Below are 15,305 nucleotides of genomic sequence, written 5' to 3'. Positions count from 1 at the left end.
AGCGAAGGCGAAGGCTAATGTTAAGGCAGCGCCGTTAGCGGCTGAGGTATAGCATCGGCTGTACCAGCCGGAACGCGATCTGCTCCGGGGCCAGCGGCTCGCTGTAGTAAAAGCCTTGGGCGCTATAGCATTTCAGCTCCTTCAGCAGCGCCGCCTGCTCCTTGGTCTCCACGCCCTCGGCGACGATGGTCAGCTTGAGCTGCTTCGCCAGGGAAATGATCATTTCCGCAATGGCGCGGCTGTCTTCGTCGGTGGTCAGCTTTTGCACGAAGGAGCGGTCGATCTTCAAGCGCTCGATCGGCAGGTGGTGCAGGTGGCTGAGCGAGCTGTACCCGGTGCCGAAATCGTCCATCGACACGGACACGCCGGCCTGCTGCAGGGAGCGCAGCTGGGCGATGACATGCGCTTCGTTGTTCATCATGGCGCTTTCCGTGATTTCCAGCTCCAGCATGCGGGGATCGAAATCCAGCTCCCGCAGCAGCGTCAGCACATCCTCGCCCATGTCCGGCTTCATCAGGTGGATTTGCGACAGGTTCACCGCCACCGGCACGGTGTGGTGTCCCTGGGCCTCCCACTGCTTGACCTGGGTGCAGGCCGTCCGCAGAACCCACTGTTCCAGCGGGACGATGAACCCCGTCTCCTCGGCAAGCGGAATAAAACGCCCCGGCCCCAGCAGCCCGAGAAAAGGATGCTCCCACCGCACCAGCGCCTCCACCCCGGTAATCGCGCCGTTGCGGATGTCGTATTTGGGCTGATAGAAGAGCCGCAGCTGGCCTTTTTCCAGCGATTGCTCCAGGTCATGCTCCAGAATCATCTGCTCCTGGCTCGACTGGTCCTGCTGCGCGTCGTAGAACCGGTATTGGGCGCCTCCGTTTTCTTTTGCGGTGTACATGGCCATGTCTGCGTATTTCATCAGGGTTTCGGCGTCCAGCCCGTCGTCCGGGTAGCGCGCGATGCCGATCGACGGAGACAGCTTCACCGTGTGATACCCCACCTGAAAAGGCTGCATAAACTCGTCCACCATCCCGGCCGCCACCGCTCCGATCTCCTCCGGGTCCCGCAGGTTCGGCACCCACACCGTAAACTCGTCCCCGCCCATCCGGGCCAGCACGCAGGACTCGGGGAGGCGCTTTTGCAGCAGGACCGCTGCCCGTTGAATCACCTTGTCCCCAAACGCATGGCCGAACAGGTCGTTGATCCGCTTAAACCGGTCGAGGTCGATGAAAAACACCGAAAACGGCATCGACGTTTTCCCTTCCGCGTCCGTATGCAGGGCCAAAAGGTCCCGGAATGACCGCCGATTCGCCAGCCCGGTCAATTCGTCGTGGTAAGCCAGGTGGCGGATGGTTTGCTGATCGGTTTTGTTTTTGGTGATGTCTTTGAAAATGCTGTACGCCCCGACCAGCGCCCCTTCCACCACAATGGGCAAAGAGGTGAGCCAAAAGGACATCGCCCGCCCCCCGGCCAGCTCGATCTGAAGCTCGATGGTGCTCGACTTGCCGCCCAGCACGTGCCGGTAATGCCGCAGCGCCAGCTGGCGGAACTCCCCCCGAAACAGCTCGGAAAAATGCCGCCCGACCAGCTCTTTCCCGACCCGCTGCGCCAGAATTTCGGCCTGCCGGTTCAGCCGGGTGATGACGCCGTTCGCGTCAAACGCCAGCACGTAGTCGGGGTTATGCTCAAAAAGCGACATGTAATGCTGCTCGGTTTCGAGAAGCCGCCGGGCCTGGCGTTTTTGCCGGGCGTTGCTGAAGGTGTCGGGGAGCAGAGCCAGAAGGACGCAAACGAAAAGCATCCCGATAGAAGGCGCAAGGGAAGCGTACGGGCCCTGGGCCGTTTGGCCGAGCGGGAGGACGGAGAGGCCGCACAGGAACGGAATCGCCCCGAGCGCCAGCCCGGCGAGCAGGAGAACCGGGGCGGTGGCGCGCGAATAGAGCCCGTTTTCCCGGTTGCGGTTCGACAGGCTGAGCGTTTTGAGCAGGGCGAGGCAGAGGCAGAGGACGATCGCTCCCGTCAAAGCGACGGCCGCCGGTTCCCAGACGAGGGAGCCGCCAAAAAGCAGGACAAGATTTATGTAATCGAACAAAAGAATCGTGCCGGCCATGGCAAAGCCCGCCCGGAAGTAGAACCCGCTTTTGCTGCGCGGCAGCTCGGCGTACCAAACCCCGAAGGTCGTGGCGAGAAAGCACCCGAACCCGGTAAACACGAGGTGCAGCGCGTAGTTTCCAGACGCCAGCGGCAGATCAAACGAAAGCGGCGCCAGCGCATGCGTCAGGCTGAACGCCGCCGTCCCCGCCAGGAGTCTCCGATAGCGGGCAAAAGGGTGGCGCGGCCGGGTCTCCGCAAGGGAGCGGGGGGTGATGTTATAGGTAATCAGGGCTGCTCCAGCGACACTCGCCGCGAGGGCGAGGACGAGAAGCAGCCAGTTCATATGTAGGGGCGGCAAAAAGGGCATAGGGCGACGACCTCTTTCAAACGGCAATCTGGGCTGACTGGACAAGGGGGAAGGCGGGCAGACCAGGCCTTTTAACCTTTTTCAACCGGTAGGGAGGGTCTGAAACAGGTTTTGGGAAAATGGTATGACAAATTTCGCAGGAGGGGCGGGTGAAAAAATATTCGCTGTTTGGCTAACGGGGCGGCGGGCAGGCCGTGGTTGGGGGAATTCCGCCCATGGGGTATACTGCTGGTAGGACACTTGGACCGGAAAATGGAGGAACCGATATGTTGATACAATTGCTCGCCGTTGGCAAGCTGAAGGAAAAATACCTGGTGCAGGGCATTCAGGAATACGCCAAACGGCTCACGCCGTACGTGAAGTTCCAAACCCTCGAGGTGGCCGACGAAAAGGCCCCCGACACCATGAGCGACGCGGAAGTCCGCGCGGTCAAGGACCGCGAAGGCGAGCGCCTGCTCGCGCAGATCAAACCCGACGCGCACGTCATCGCGCTCGCCATCGACGGCAAGCTGCTCAGCTCGGAGGAGCTTGCCGCAGAGCTCGACCGGCTCGGCACCTACGGCTCGAGCCACGTGGTCTTCGTCATCGGCGGCAGCCACGGCCTCGCCGACGACGTCCTGCGCCGCGCCCAGCAGCGCGTCAGCTTCGGGCGCATGACCCTGCCGCACCAGCTCATGCGGCTGGTGCTGACCGAGCAGATTTACCGGGCAGTGAAGATAAATCGGGGGGAATCTTACCATAAGTAGGGCGAAATTTTTGTGGGGGAAGGGCGTAGAGGTGTTTAAAGAGGTTTGAGCGGGTAGTGTGGGGGATGGAACGTATGAGGCCCGAGTAGTTTGGTTTAGAGCTAATCGGGCCCATTTGATGCCTCTGTTTGAAACATTTATTTGCTAATTACAACATTACAACTAGATGTTAAGTTATTATTGTGAGTATGCGTAAAGAATCTACGACTCCATGCCTGCATCATCGATAAATCCATATGGTAGTCCCTTTGATCCGTCACCATCAAATTCTGCAATAACATTTGACTGAGGTAAGAATTCTGGGTAGCCGTTGTTTATGATAATTAGCTGTAATTGTTCAGGGTTATCCTGTTCCATTTGAATGAAGTAACGGATGATAGAATTATAAATCTTTTCATCTTTGAATTGTTCCTCATCTTGATTTGGGTCGGCACCAAGGTTTTTTCGAGGAGTATCGATAATTAGTAGCCCGGGGTGGTTATTATCTTCTTTAATTCCGACCAATAAGATACTCAAATAATAAGCCATAGTTATCAACGTTACCGATCCCAAACTTCCTATATCATCATATTTTCTTCCTCGTACATAGGGTAAGTAATCTTTACCTATATATGCATTGGACAATTTAGGAAAGTTAAAGGACTTCAATACATTTTCGTACATACTACTTAAATCATTTAATACTGCTTCCTTATCCTTGTTGCTTCCCTCAACTTCTTTTATTCGTTTACGGAGCTTTTCTAGGAGTTTATGTTCTTCTCCTAGCTTAATCGTCATTACATGAAATTCGTTCATGACTCTTAGTGTTCGATCTAATTCTCTAAGTTGGTTACTTCTCTCACCAATCTCTAAGTTAAGGCGTTCAATTTCTTCTACATAAGGACTTACATATTCTTTTCTCAAATGATTGAGTTTTGCTTCAAGAATAATCAACTCTTCTTTTTGAGCTTGTTTATTTTTAATTAGGGTGGTGTGTTGTTCGCTCTGTTCATCAATAAAGGAAGACAGTTTAGTGAATCGAATTTTTAATCGGGTTAGTTCACTTTTATAAACTTTGATCTCTTCCTCCGAGAGACTTCCTAGGTTACTCCCACATAGTTCGCAACCACTTTCACGTGGATGTAATTCATTAAGGCAGGAAGGACAGATTTCAAATTTGTACCGATTCAGTGAAACGGATCCTTCTAACAAAAATTCGATTTTTTCCATTTCGCTCCGATATTGATTGCGCAACAGCATTAATTTGTTGATATACTGTTGCTGTTCAAGAATTTCCTCAGACAATCTCTCAATTGCAAATCTTTTTTGCATAATAAACTCTTCTAGTTCAGAGCCTGGTAATAATGTATTTCGTTTTGTGTTAGACTTTAATTCATAGAGATTTTCTTTGTCGCGGGAAATTTGTTCCTCAAGGCTCTTTTTTTGAGATTGGTATTCTTCGTGATCTAGCATATTGAGGTTTTTTAAGAATTCGAGAACGCCTTGTCTCTTCTTATTAAGATCTTCAATTAATTCTGCTTGTACTTTTGCTTGTGCTTTTAATTCAGACAATAAGTTATCAAAAATATTGAATATAATTTCAAATGTCGGTTTCCGTTTAAGACTAGATCCCCAAATTTTTTCCTTCATGAGATCTTCACTATCAATTTCTGTTTGTTTCAAATAGCAGAATTTATAAATGTCTCTAAAGCTAAATGTTTGATTGGCTACTTTGATTTTGAAGAAACCAAGCTCATTTAATAAGAAGCTCGATAGGGAACTTTCGTTGGCTGGTGAGTCAATAGGTAAAAGGTCAAAATCTGAACTATATCTCTCTTCGTCATTTAAAAATCGATAAAGCTTGACGGGTCTATCGAAATCAAAGAGAGGACGCACGATTTTGAATGTGTTGCCCCCAATTTCGATCTCAAGCTCAACTTCCGTGCAGTTCTGTCTCACCTCAATATAATCTTTATGCTTTTTATAGCCCAAAGCGTAGTTAATCAGTTCAGCAATTGTAGATTTTCCAGTTGATGTTGGTCCAGATATGTAATTTAACCCTCTCTTAAATTTAAGGGTATAATTTTTCTTTAAACCAACTAGAGTTAAGCACTTTATAAACATTTTTTCAATCACAGAGTTATTCCTTCCGCTTTTTGTTGTTTTTGATAAAGGCTTTTGGAAACAATATCAAGCTCAATTTTAGTGTCGCTTAGCCTTGAGATGTGTTTCTTAATATATGTAGCTACGGACTTCAAACTGTGAGAATATGAGGATGTCATTTCTTCAGTTATCTCAATTCCATTTGCAGTAATGTTATAAATAAACTCATTGCTGGAGATGTCCCTTGAAACGAGTCGTTTTGCGATTAAATACCTTAGGTATTGCTGGTACTCTTCCCGGTCAGGCTTCCAGTGGTAGTAAGAGTAATAGTCATAATAACTAAAAGCATGTATTAGTTCTTTATCATCAATCATAATGCTGGGATATTTCATATAAAAGTCGAACAACATAATCTTATCGAGGGTGATTTTTATTGATTTTTGGTTGGAAAAAAATGATAAGAGGACAAGAATACGAGAAACATGAAGGATAAGTTCCGAATTAATCTCCGTCTTTTTGGTCATCGGTAATCCCTCCTTTAGCTTTACGATATTCCATTAGGTTACGTTCATAATTTTTTACCCATCCGACTTTACATTCGTCTGCCCACTGATGTAATATACCCTTTTTAGCGTACAGACTAACGTTGATTCCAGTTGAAAGTGAGTTAGTGTGATGATCTTCTACTCTTTCGTACACACTTGAGAGTAAATCTGTGCCATCCTTTTCATCCTTATATCTCACGTATTTGGTGTACCACAAGCTTCGGATATCTTCCTTTAACCGATTTAATTCACTGATTTCCTTTTTAACTGTCTTGCTTTTTACTATATTTGTAAGTATTTCGGCATGATAAAATTCCTTTTGGCATATTTCATGCTGCAGTATTTGCGCAGCTTCCAGCTTTTCAATAAAGACAAAATCCTTATAATCGCCCTCACTGGGTTGGTAAGTATAAGGGTCAATAAATTCATAAATCTCGATTTCAAGCTCTTCAAGTAACCCGGCAAACTTGGTAAGACCAACTGCTCCAAGAGAAATAGCCTTTCCTTTTTCCATAGCCTCTGTGAGTAGTACACCTACAAGTTGACCACTTACCAATAAAGGTGCCCCAGAAAGGCCAGAGAAATCTTCAATCTTTGATTGATGATCTAAGTCAATATTCCAGTCGTACGGATTATATACATCATCTTCTAGCAATCGTGATATTTTATTCTTAGTCCATTGTCCAGTAGACCACTTAACTGCAGGATAACCGAAAGTTTCGAACTCATCGTCCGCTTCTATAGGGTGGTTGGAAAAGGTTAGATATGCTTTATCTATTGGTCTATCCAGTTCAAGAATTACAACCGGTCCTACTGTTTTGGTTTGAACCGGTATGGCATTGCGAACATCACGCTCAGAATTAATATTTAAAAATTCCAAGGTGATATTTATCGTATTGTCCTTTAAGAAACGCGCGATATTATGCGTTGCAGTGAGTGCGCGATTAGGCGAGATCAAGAAAGCTGTCCCTTTGTCACACTCTTCATCTTTCCCGCATATTAATCTACAAACAGAAAATTCCACATTGCTTTTTGTATGCCACACTATTGCTATCGACCTCTCATAGTTCAATTATTAAAGATTGATTATTATCCGGAAAAATAAAAGAATAATTATAATTTGACCCTAGAGAAGAATTATTTAAAGAGTCGGAATTTCCTGTACGATAATTACAATATATATTGACCTTATTACCTGGTGATGATCGATTAATAAGTTTAGCCAATGTACTTAAGTTTGGATGACCATGTTTGGAGCCATCAGTGGAAGTAACATAATTAGAGCATTTAATGAGATCTAAGAGGCGAGAATTTGTATTTTTGGAACTACCATGATGCGATATTTTAACTAAATCAAAATGTAGAGGAGTCCCTTTCTCATCGGCCAGTTTCTGTAACTGGTCAGTTATTAAATCTGAGTGTGAATCACCTAAAAAAAGTAGGTTCCTACCCTCGATTTCTAAAATGAAGGCAACTGAGGATCCATTTGTTACTGATTTGTCCATAATATCATCGACTGAGACAAGCTCTTCAAAGCTAATTGCCTTTTTCGAAATTGGCTTGATACTATGTTCGGTGGGCCCATCTTCTTCCATAAGCAAGCTGAACTCTAGGGCATCATCGAAAATTGTATCAGAGGTAAACGAAAAATTATATTTAAGCTTTCTTAATTCCTTCTCCCATTTGTTAGATAGGGCACTCAATTTCTTGGAGTCCGGTGACAGAAGCTTAATTGTAAAATTAGCAAACGGGATACTTGACTGGAAATCAGAATTAATTGCCTCACCTTGAGAAGATTTATTCCAACAGTAACCACCTGATAAGAGTAGCGCGGCAAGTGTTGAACCCTGTTTTGCGCTAATGTCTTTGGATTCATTACTGGAACGCTGCCCAGATAACTTACCTGCTGTAATCATACTTCTGAGAATTTCAGTTTCTGCAACTCCAATAGTGCCGTTTTTCGGAAATTGGAGGTGTCTATAACTGTTGTGCCAAACTTGATCTATAGGAATTATTGATGGATTCAAATTATTTCCATTATCTGCAAGGAACTCTATTGCTCCTTCTATATGGTCACGATCTATATGTGTAACGACAAATAAATCAATCCTACCTTGATTCAATGCTAATGTTTTAAGACGTGGTTTTAAATAATCATGGTAGGTATCATCAACACCTGCATCTATTAAGATGTTGTTATTTTTAGTAGATATGAGAATGCAATCTCCTTCTGAAGCTGGAAACACCTCAATCTTTACCGGGTTCGGCATAGTTCATCTCCATTTAGCACAACATTTGTGCGCAATCAACTGTAAACATCTCAATTCTAACAAATTAACCTGTTATTTGTTGTCGAATTATGTAAGGTAAATCCACTAAAGTTTAACTGGCTGCTTTCTGTTTACATAATGAATGTGTTGGAAATAAGTAAATAAATATTATTCATCTGTAACGTTTGATTCCGATTCTAGTCGCTTTCTGACGGAATCGAATACTTTTTTTACAGCATACTTCCATTCTTTTTCGTAACTTATTGGATCAATAAGATTATGAAAACTGAACCCTATAACTCCTTCTTTACCTTGCATTGATTTTCCTATAATAATTTCAGCAGGGTAAGCAGTAGATAAGACTTTTAACAGGTCTGCAAGGAGGATCTTTTCATTCAGAATAAGGAACTCTCGATCAGATTCATCTAATGCAAATACCATTCTATGCTCCCGGACTTTCTTATAAGTCGCCCCGAACATCGTAACTTTTCTAATTTCCTGATCCCTGAAAGGTTTAACCGTTATGCTTTTCATTTCACGTTGAATTTCATCAGGTACCCATGTACGTAAGTCATCGCTATAGAGAATACGGTCAACCACCCAATCCCACGCTTTGAGCTTTAGAGATTGTTCAATTTTTTGATCTGTCTCTACACGTATATTTTCTTTTACAACCTCTTTTAGCTCTTGATGGAAAGTTTCGGCAGTTGTATTTATCAAATTAGTTTGGAGATTGGAAAAGTAATCCGGGAAATGCAACCGTAAAGCTCGAAACGAAAAGGTATTGTCGTCAAATGCCCGTGGAGCTAATTCAAGGAAGTTGATGTTATTATCAATTAACCAATGCTGTTTTTCTTGCTCCATTTCGTGAGTTACAACAATCTCGAAAACGAAACCCTTCTCTGAAATACCGCTCTGTATATCAATATCGTATAACAGCATAAATACGTCAGCTATATATGGCCCAATAGCTTTTTCAACTATTGCTCCACGACTTTTGTAAAATGAAGTTAGAGAGAGAAGCGACAAAGGATATTCCCTTATTCCAAGACTAAGCAAAATGCCTTTTAATTTAGGGGGCAAGATTTCCACAGGGACATGGATCGCAATATCAAATTTGTTTTTAATACAGTATGCGAGATAGTGTTTTGCATTAAAGTGCAGGAGAGTTTCATCATTTGCTGAGCAGCTTGTCCCTGGAAAATGAGCAAAATGATGCTGACGTTCCTGTCCTTTTTTACTTTGAACAGGAGCTAGGCAGAAGGGACAGGTATATGATTTTGAACGGTCTAATCGTTCGCTTATATGACGGAATATTTTATTATCTTCCAGAGCTATCGCTAGTTTAATCGACATGTTGCACCTTCCAATATTGGTTAATGGTAACAATAGTAACATTTTAGTATGGAAGATGCTTTATGAAAAGATGAACTGCTACCAAAAATAAGCATATATAATAATCCTGATACCAAGGTAATCAGCTAAATTTGAAAGGAGACCACGATTTCACCCAAAAGCAACCTCTATCCAACTTGGACGGAGGTTGCTTTCTTTGTTTTGCATCATTACAAACTCAAAGTGTATAGGAGAATGAGGATGAACCACACGAAGCAGCAACGATTATTGGATTTTCTCAAACAAGAATTTAGCCCGGACAATACGATTCACTTGTTAGCCGTTTCCGCGGCGGAGCAATTACATGACGAATATGACCCTGCAACTACATTAAAGGTCCGTATAGCCCTGACTTTTCAAGAAGGTGCGAATGTAAATCCTTATTTCGATGGCACCGACGTGTTTGTATGCATTACGGAAGCAGACATCCGATTTACTAAAGAGGATGAGTGGGCAGATGGACCTCCGCTAAGGGAAGGTAGCCCGATTGAACTTGCTCTCGGTTGGGTGTCGGAATTAGATCCCCCCATTTTTGTATCTCCAGAGGCCCAAAAAGCGGCTCTAAGAGATCAATCAACGTCAGCTGACGCAGACGTTTGCTGCTCAGAGACTCGTGATACTGAAGAATAGTTTACCGGGCTTACTTCACCCAGAATGGCTGTGAAAAGATGTCAGAGCAAGCAGCCGGAAAGGAGGTGAGGATCGATGACGAATCCACTTGAGAATTATCAAGAGCTTGTTGAGGAAGAAGATAATTTAATCAACCGAATTGAAACATGCAAAGAGACGATCGACGCGGTATTGCAGACGCTTTACGACAAAGACGGTCCTGTTCATGTTCAAACTGTCCGCGATATATTGAGTGCTATGCACGAAGTCCAAGTCAAACTCGAACGCGAGCTGCTCATTGTTCAGGCAAATAAAAAGCTTACGGCCCGTCATATGGACCATAAGCCATCTCAATTTACTTAACGCTATCGTTCCATTCCAGTACCGCTTTTACAACCTTCAAAGCCTTAGCGTGCTCCTGCACCGGCCTCCTCGATAGCAATCCTATTATTTCCCCCAATGCGTCTGTTTGATCGGCAGGGTCGATTAACCGAAATAACTCCTCTAGTGACATGGACAGCCCCTCGGCGATCTTCTTCAGAGTAAAAACAGAAAGGCTTTTTTCGCCGCGCTCAATCTGGCCGATGTAGTTCGAGTTTAGCTCGGCCAATTCTCCTAGTTTCTCTTGTGATAATCCTTTCTCCGTACGAAGCTCTCGGATTTTATCTCCTACTATTTTTACAAACGCTTCCGCAGCTTTTTGGTCGCTCTTCGCCTTATGAACCAGGTAATGTATTTACGGAACAGGCAAGCGATCCATCTAGGGACAATACGTGTTGGAAGAAGTATCTCGATGAAAAGGTCCGAGTCAACTCGAAGTATATAATGGGTTGATAGCTCTATAATCGGTACTATCCCTGAGTTCTTACTTCTGTTATACAAAGCCTTCGTCATATTAATTGTCTGTCAGTGGCAGGAAACTGTCATAAATAGTCGAACTCATGTAGAGTAAAATTGTATATGAACCACAACAGATAAAGGACCAACTAATGAATAGAGGAACATTGGGTGAGGTATCATGAAATTATTGTTTAAACTCTTACTTTGGCTTTGTTTTTGGCCAATCCTGCTCATTGTGAAACTGATCCAATTGCCTTTAAATGGCGAGCATAAAAAACAAGCAGCCGCGCAGATGACTTCTCGCGGAAGCAAGGGAACGAACATTCAATCACCCACTTTGGAAATGCACCGACCATCGGCACCTAAAAAAGAAGTGATTTCACCTCCCGAGCCGCGCTGTCCACATTGTGGGTTTCTGATCGATCCGCCTCCTCAACGAAACCGAAAATGCCCGAACTGCAAGGAGCAGATATTTGTTCGTACCGATCGTGTGAGTGGACACAAGATATTACTCGACGAAGTGGGCAAAGAACGGTTTGAGCAAGAGCGGAAGACCATTGCCGATCAAAACGCCTTGAAGAATCACCTGGGCAAGCTAGGCGTATCCGACGAGGAATTTGAGAAGCGCAAAAAAGCCCAACCCGGCTATTCCGAATCAGATATATTGTGGGGCTTATTTAATGAGCGATCTATGGATTATGCCGTAAAGGGTGACTGGGGTCTATACCGGAATGTGAGGCTCTGCATGGGTGAACACTTGATGCGCGAGAAGCGCTACAAGGGCGCTCTCGAAATGTTTATGGAAGTAACGACTCTGGATGTAAACGGCCCATCCAATGGCGGATACGGCGCTCCATTCCGTCCGAAAGATTTTGGATTCACTGCACCTGGGGTTATTAGTTACATACTTAGACTGCGTGATGATGATGGAATGACCAAAGAGGAGTTTAATGCGGTGTGCTTTGCTAAAGTAGAGCAGGTTTCATCCAATTTTAAACTCCCGTTATCACCGCAGCAGACGTGGCGTCTGCTTGAGAAGGATATTGAGAAAGCGGAATCGTTTGGGAAATAATTATTGAGTGGTGATTTTTGGTGTCCAAAGTTAAAAATCAGCATTTTGTGCCTCAATCATATCTAAAGCGTTTTTCAATCAATGAACAGCTTTTTGTTTATGACAAAACAATAAATAAGGCTCCTTATAAGACAAACATAAGGAATGTTGCTGCTGAATCATATTTTTACGATATCCCCGAAGATATTTTTAATCAGACAAAAGATCAGTTTCCTCCAGAGTATCAGGACATTCAATTTATTGAAAAGGAGTTTAGTAAGCTAGAACGAGATTTCGACTCTTTGCTAAATAATTTTTGTACCAGGTACGCCCTTACTGCAGACCCTTTTTTCAAGAAGGCATTATTCAATGAAGATCGTCAAAACCTAGCAATGCACTTGGTTATTCAACACTTACGTACTCGCGACTCAAGAAGACAAGTCTCAGAAATGAAAAAAACAATCGCACAAATGATATTTGATCTGGAAATGTACAGCGAGGACAAAAATTACAAGCCAGGGGAATTTTTTATTGAACTAGACCCAGCACATGCGGTTATTGATCAATTATCGTTCATATTCGACCCCGAGAAATTAATAGAGTTCGCATCTGCACTTAACTCGCATATTTGGTTTGTTGGCGTTAATCTAACTGACCATCCATTCTACACGTCAGATGCACCTTTGGTAAAAAGGGCGCATATGCCTGAGGATTTTATGAGCCACAGTGGATTGGCTTCTAGAGGAATAGAACTGGCGTTTCCGGTTTCGAACAAATTGATTCTTACTCTGTGTGAGCGTGGCTATCATAAAGCTGTAGAGCCGATTGAAAACTTATTCTTTCCTATTTATGAGCCCGAAGTGATAAAATACTATAATTCCATGCAAATAATTGGATGCGAACGCCAAATATACTGTTCCCAAAACAAATTTACTCTGATTGATGAGTATAAGAAAAAGGATTCAACCGTTTTACGTGAGAAAGACTATAGCGTTCAAGTCAATGGTGGTCCTTTCGGAGGCAGACATACACAACGAAAGCAAAAAAAGGGGTCACTTTGACCAGAAGGGAGCTGCCGCGGCAGTTCCTTTCGCATTTTTAGCCGTTATAGTGTATAAGCTGAACCGTATCACAAGTAGAGGCCAAGGTCATATTCCGGAAAGTTGAGAGTGCTGTAAGGGAAATGGGTCCATAAACTTATTTTCCTGCGTAAACACAGAAAAACGCAGTGTTCAGTTTGCTGCGTTCTTCATGGTCAAATCGGGAATTTCACTCATCCCATTATTTTTTGGATAATTTTGTCGAATGCCCGGTCGCTGACGAGCCGTTTCAAAAAAACGGAAGGTTTTGCTGCAGACCCGACAAGATAGCGAGTTTTTGGCTTTCGAGCTGTCACGGCCTTTCCGATAGTATTTGCAATCACTTCAGGCTTTGTAAGGCGGTTGCCGGAATACAGTTTCATCATAGCGTCAGCTGTGCGGCTTGCTTGTGCGGAATATACGCCCTTGGAGGAAGATTGCTTTAGATGCTCCGATGCAATGAAACCCCAGTCTGTTTTAATAGCCCCTGGTTCTACTACAATTACGTCAACTCCAAAGGGTTCCACTTCCATTCGCAGGCAGTCGGAGAAGGCCTCCACGGCAAATTTGGTGGCGTGGTACCAGCCGCCAAACGGCGTGTAAACCTTTCCGCCCATGGAGGATACATTCACGATTTTACCGAACTTATTCTTGCGCATAGAAGGCAGCACAAGTTGGGTCATTCGTGCAAGACCGAACAGGTTAACGTCTAGCTGATGACGTGCTTCTTCCATCGGCACATCTTCGATTGCGCCGTATGAGCCATATCCGGCATTGTTGACCAGTACATCAATGCGGCCTTCCTTGTCCAGAATTTGATTCACGCAGGAAACCATGGAATTCGTGTTAGTTACATCGAGCTCCACTGTGTTAACGCCTGAATCGGCAAGGTGACGCATTTTGCCTGTCCGGCGGGCCGCTTCATAAACGGTATATCCTTTTGCGCGCAGTTCCCATGCGGTTGACAAGCCAATACCGGACGATGCGCCTGTAACCAAAGCCACTTTTTTGTCCATTATGAGCCTCCGAATTATAATTGACATAGTGTCAGCAAATGCATTGTAGCAATTAACTGACACCGTGTCAACAGCCCTTTTGAAATTAAACGATGCTGTGTTATCATAAGGCAAAAGGAGACCGTACGATGGATTTTGTGAGAGCAAGGACTCAGGAACAGATAACCAGTCGACAAGAGGAAATCATCAATGCCTGCGACACTCTATTCAGTCAAAGTGGATATGATGGAGTAAACTTTAAGGCAATTTCAGAGATGACCTCTATTACACGCCCGACTATTTATAACTACTACACTACGAAAGATGAGATTTTGCTGGATCTTCTGAAGCGGGAAATGCTGCGTTGGCAGGCATGCCTGATGGAAGAGATAAACTCCACCGCCAACATGACAAAGGAACAATATAGCACCTTCTTGACGAAAATTTTGTCATCGCATGATAAGATGTTGAAGCTGTTCTCCATCCTCTTTACATTTCTCGAAAACAACAGTCGCATTGAGAAGCTTTCAGATTTCAAAAACGAAATCATAAATGTTCAGGGCACTGTCGCTGCAAGCGTAGACAAATATTTTCCTGCTGCGGCTGCAGAAAACAAGGCTATCTTCCTATCGGCGTTTTTTGCGTATATTATTGGATTGTATCCCATGTCCCATTTGACGCAAAAACAGCTTGAGGCCATTCAACGGGCCGGGGTTGATTACGCTGAGCCGGATTTTCAATATATGTGTTACCACGGAATATTACTTCTGTTGTCTGATTTGTGAGAAGATCAACACGAAGGAATTACAAAGAAAGGGCCATCCGCTCAGGATGGCCCTAAAACTTGCCGTTACAGACAGCGCGGAGAACCTTATCTCAAGGAAGCACATAGTCGGCGTTTAAGGAAGGCAAGTACATCTTGTCGGTTTGTATAATTTTGTACATGCCAAATCAGGATGGAAGCAGGACCGAGTTGCTTCTGTTCCCTGTTAGTGCAAGGGGCTGAAATGGATTCTAGGCCGTCTGATGTTAAGTTTACGGGCAGGATAGTTCAATCGTTTCTCGAATACTATCGGAGTTCCAAGGCGTATCCACCAGACAACACCATGTTCAAGTATCGGGGCTATCGCCCTCGGTCTGCCCGAGGGATTTCGGAATTAGGCACCCTGAAAATAACGCAACTTCATATTCTGTGGTACCCGCCGGGGCATGGGTGGCTAACGGTTGCCACAGCGCTT

General features: G+C 44.5%; 14 protein-coding genes. 6 read left to right on the top strand and 8 right to left on the bottom strand.

The window, feature by feature from the left end:
- Window positions 1-34 precede the first annotated feature (34 nt).
- Entirely contained in the window at window positions 35-2,455 is a 2,421-nt protein-coding gene (locus AC6I6H_RS05770) for a putative bifunctional diguanylate cyclase/phosphodiesterase (RefSeq protein WP_497952654.1), read from the bottom strand.
- A 266-nt stretch (window positions 2,456-2,721) separates the two neighbouring features.
- Here AC6I6H_RS05770 and rlmH point away from each other — a divergent pair, with 266 nt between their 5' ends.
- The gene (gene rlmH / locus AC6I6H_RS05765) at window positions 2,722-3,201 is read left to right on the top strand and encodes a 23S rRNA (pseudouridine(1915)-N(3))-methyltransferase RlmH (RefSeq protein ID WP_497952650.1); all 480 of its coding nucleotides are present in this window, start codon (window positions 2,722-2,724) and stop codon (window positions 3,199-3,201) included.
- A gap of 201 nt (window positions 3,202-3,402) precedes the next feature.
- On the opposite strand, the gene AC6I6H_RS05760 is transcribed toward rlmH, so the two are convergent.
- The 5 genes from AC6I6H_RS05760 to AC6I6H_RS05740 form a co-directional block, all read right to left on the bottom strand.
- Complete coding sequence (locus AC6I6H_RS05760) at window positions 3,403-5,316, bottom strand: AAA family ATPase (protein ID WP_497952646.1); 1,914 nt, start codon at window positions 5,314-5,316, stop codon at window positions 3,403-3,405.
- A complete protein-coding gene (locus AC6I6H_RS05755) occupies window positions 5,313-5,807 on the bottom strand; it encodes an ABC-three component system middle component 2 (RefSeq protein ID WP_497952644.1) in 495 nt (164 codons plus the stop codon). Before AC6I6H_RS05755 ends, AC6I6H_RS05760 begins: the two co-directional genes overlap by 4 nt.
- Complete coding sequence (locus AC6I6H_RS05750) at window positions 5,785-6,873, bottom strand: ABC-three component system protein (RefSeq protein ID WP_497952642.1); 1,089 nt, start codon at window positions 6,871-6,873, stop codon at window positions 5,785-5,787. Before AC6I6H_RS05750 ends, AC6I6H_RS05755 begins: the two co-directional genes overlap by 23 nt.
- A 16-nt stretch (window positions 6,874-6,889) precedes the next feature.
- Entirely contained in the window at window positions 6,890-8,098 is a 1,209-nt protein-coding gene (avs1a, locus tag AC6I6H_RS05745; protein WP_497952640.1) for an AVAST type 1 anti-phage system MBL fold metallo-hydrolase Avs1a, read from the bottom strand.
- A 168-nt stretch (window positions 8,099-8,266) separates the two neighbouring features.
- Window positions 8,267-9,454, bottom strand: a complete 1,188-nt coding sequence (locus AC6I6H_RS05740) for a competence protein CoiA family protein (protein WP_497952638.1) — start codon at window positions 9,452-9,454, stop codon at window positions 8,267-8,269.
- Between the two features lie 240 nt (window positions 9,455-9,694).
- On the opposite strand from AC6I6H_RS05740, the gene AC6I6H_RS05735 reads away from it, so the two are divergent.
- Together AC6I6H_RS05735 and AC6I6H_RS05730 are read left to right on the top strand one after the other, a co-directional pair.
- Entirely contained in the window at window positions 9,695-10,123 is a 429-nt protein-coding gene (locus AC6I6H_RS05735; RefSeq protein ID WP_497952636.1) for a hypothetical protein, read from the top strand.
- A gap of 75 nt (window positions 10,124-10,198) precedes the next feature.
- Complete coding sequence (locus AC6I6H_RS05730) at window positions 10,199-10,465, top strand: hypothetical protein (protein ID WP_131014818.1); 267 nt, start codon at window positions 10,199-10,201, stop codon at window positions 10,463-10,465.
- Here the strand turns inward: AC6I6H_RS05730 and AC6I6H_RS05725 are convergent.
- Complete coding sequence (locus AC6I6H_RS05725; RefSeq protein WP_497952885.1) at window positions 10,458-10,763, bottom strand: helix-turn-helix domain-containing protein; 306 nt, start codon at window positions 10,761-10,763, stop codon at window positions 10,458-10,460. The genes AC6I6H_RS05730 and AC6I6H_RS05725 overlap by 8 nt on opposite strands.
- A gap of 357 nt (window positions 10,764-11,120) precedes the next feature.
- Here AC6I6H_RS05725 and AC6I6H_RS05720 point away from each other — a divergent pair, with 357 nt between their 5' ends.
- Window positions 11,121-12,014, top strand: coding sequence for a hypothetical protein (locus tag AC6I6H_RS05720; RefSeq protein WP_497952634.1), 894 nt, complete (start codon window positions 11,121-11,123; stop codon window positions 12,012-12,014).
- Between the two features lie 20 nt (window positions 12,015-12,034).
- On the top strand, window positions 12,035-13,054 hold the full coding sequence (locus AC6I6H_RS05715; protein ID WP_497952631.1) for a DUF4238 domain-containing protein: 1,020 nt from the start codon (window positions 12,035-12,037) through the stop codon (window positions 13,052-13,054).
- Window positions 13,055-13,266: 212 nt separating this feature from the next.
- Here AC6I6H_RS05715 and AC6I6H_RS05710 read toward each other — a convergent pair whose 3' ends face one another.
- On the bottom strand, window positions 13,267-14,088 hold the full coding sequence (locus tag AC6I6H_RS05710) for an oxidoreductase (protein WP_497952629.1): 822 nt from the start codon (window positions 14,086-14,088) through the stop codon (window positions 13,267-13,269).
- Between the two features lie 128 nt (window positions 14,089-14,216).
- Here AC6I6H_RS05710 and AC6I6H_RS05705 point away from each other — a divergent pair, with 128 nt between their 5' ends.
- Window positions 14,217-14,852 carry a TetR/AcrR family transcriptional regulator gene (locus tag AC6I6H_RS05705; RefSeq protein ID WP_497952627.1) on the top strand — a complete coding sequence of 212 codons (636 nt, stop codon included), beginning with the start codon at window positions 14,217-14,219 and terminating at the stop codon, window positions 14,850-14,852.
- The last annotated feature ends 453 nt before the right edge of the window (window positions 14,853-15,305 follow it).

This window comes from Gorillibacterium sp. sgz306347, from assembly GCF_059735245.1.
The sequence above is the reverse complement of the archived record's forward strand: the minus strand, read 5'-3'. Positions and strand labels throughout refer to the sequence as shown.

Bases quoted from the DNA above. Each gene is read 5' to 3' on its own strand.
- AC6I6H_RS05770 (WP_497952654.1), bottom strand. From the start codon at position 2,455: ATGCCCTTTTTGCCGCCCCTACATATGAACTGGCTGCTTCTCGTCCTC.
- rlmH (WP_497952650.1), top strand. From the start codon at position 2,722: ATGTTGATACAATTGCTCGCCGTTGGCAAGCTGAAGGAAAAATACCTG.
- AC6I6H_RS05755 (WP_497952644.1), bottom strand. From the start codon at position 5,807: ATGACCAAAAAGACGGAGATTAATTCGGAACTTATCCTTCATGTTTCT.
- avs1a (WP_497952640.1), bottom strand. From the start codon at position 8,098: ATGCCGAACCCGGTAAAGATTGAGGTGTTTCCAGCTTCAGAAGGAGAT.
- AC6I6H_RS05740 (WP_497952638.1), bottom strand. From the start codon at position 9,454: ATGTCGATTAAACTAGCGATAGCTCTGGAAGATAATAAAATATTCCGT.
- AC6I6H_RS05735 (WP_497952636.1), top strand. From the start codon at position 9,695: ATGAACCACACGAAGCAGCAACGATTATTGGATTTTCTCAAACAAGAA.
- AC6I6H_RS05730 (WP_131014818.1), top strand. From the start codon at position 10,199: ATGACGAATCCACTTGAGAATTATCAAGAGCTTGTTGAGGAAGAAGAT.
- AC6I6H_RS05720 (WP_497952634.1), top strand. From the start codon at position 11,121: ATGAAATTATTGTTTAAACTCTTACTTTGGCTTTGTTTTTGGCCAATC.
- AC6I6H_RS05710 (WP_497952629.1), bottom strand. From the start codon at position 14,088: ATGGACAAAAAAGTGGCTTTGGTTACAGGCGCATCGTCCGGTATTGGC.
- AC6I6H_RS05705 (WP_497952627.1), top strand. From the start codon at position 14,217: ATGGATTTTGTGAGAGCAAGGACTCAGGAACAGATAACCAGTCGACAA.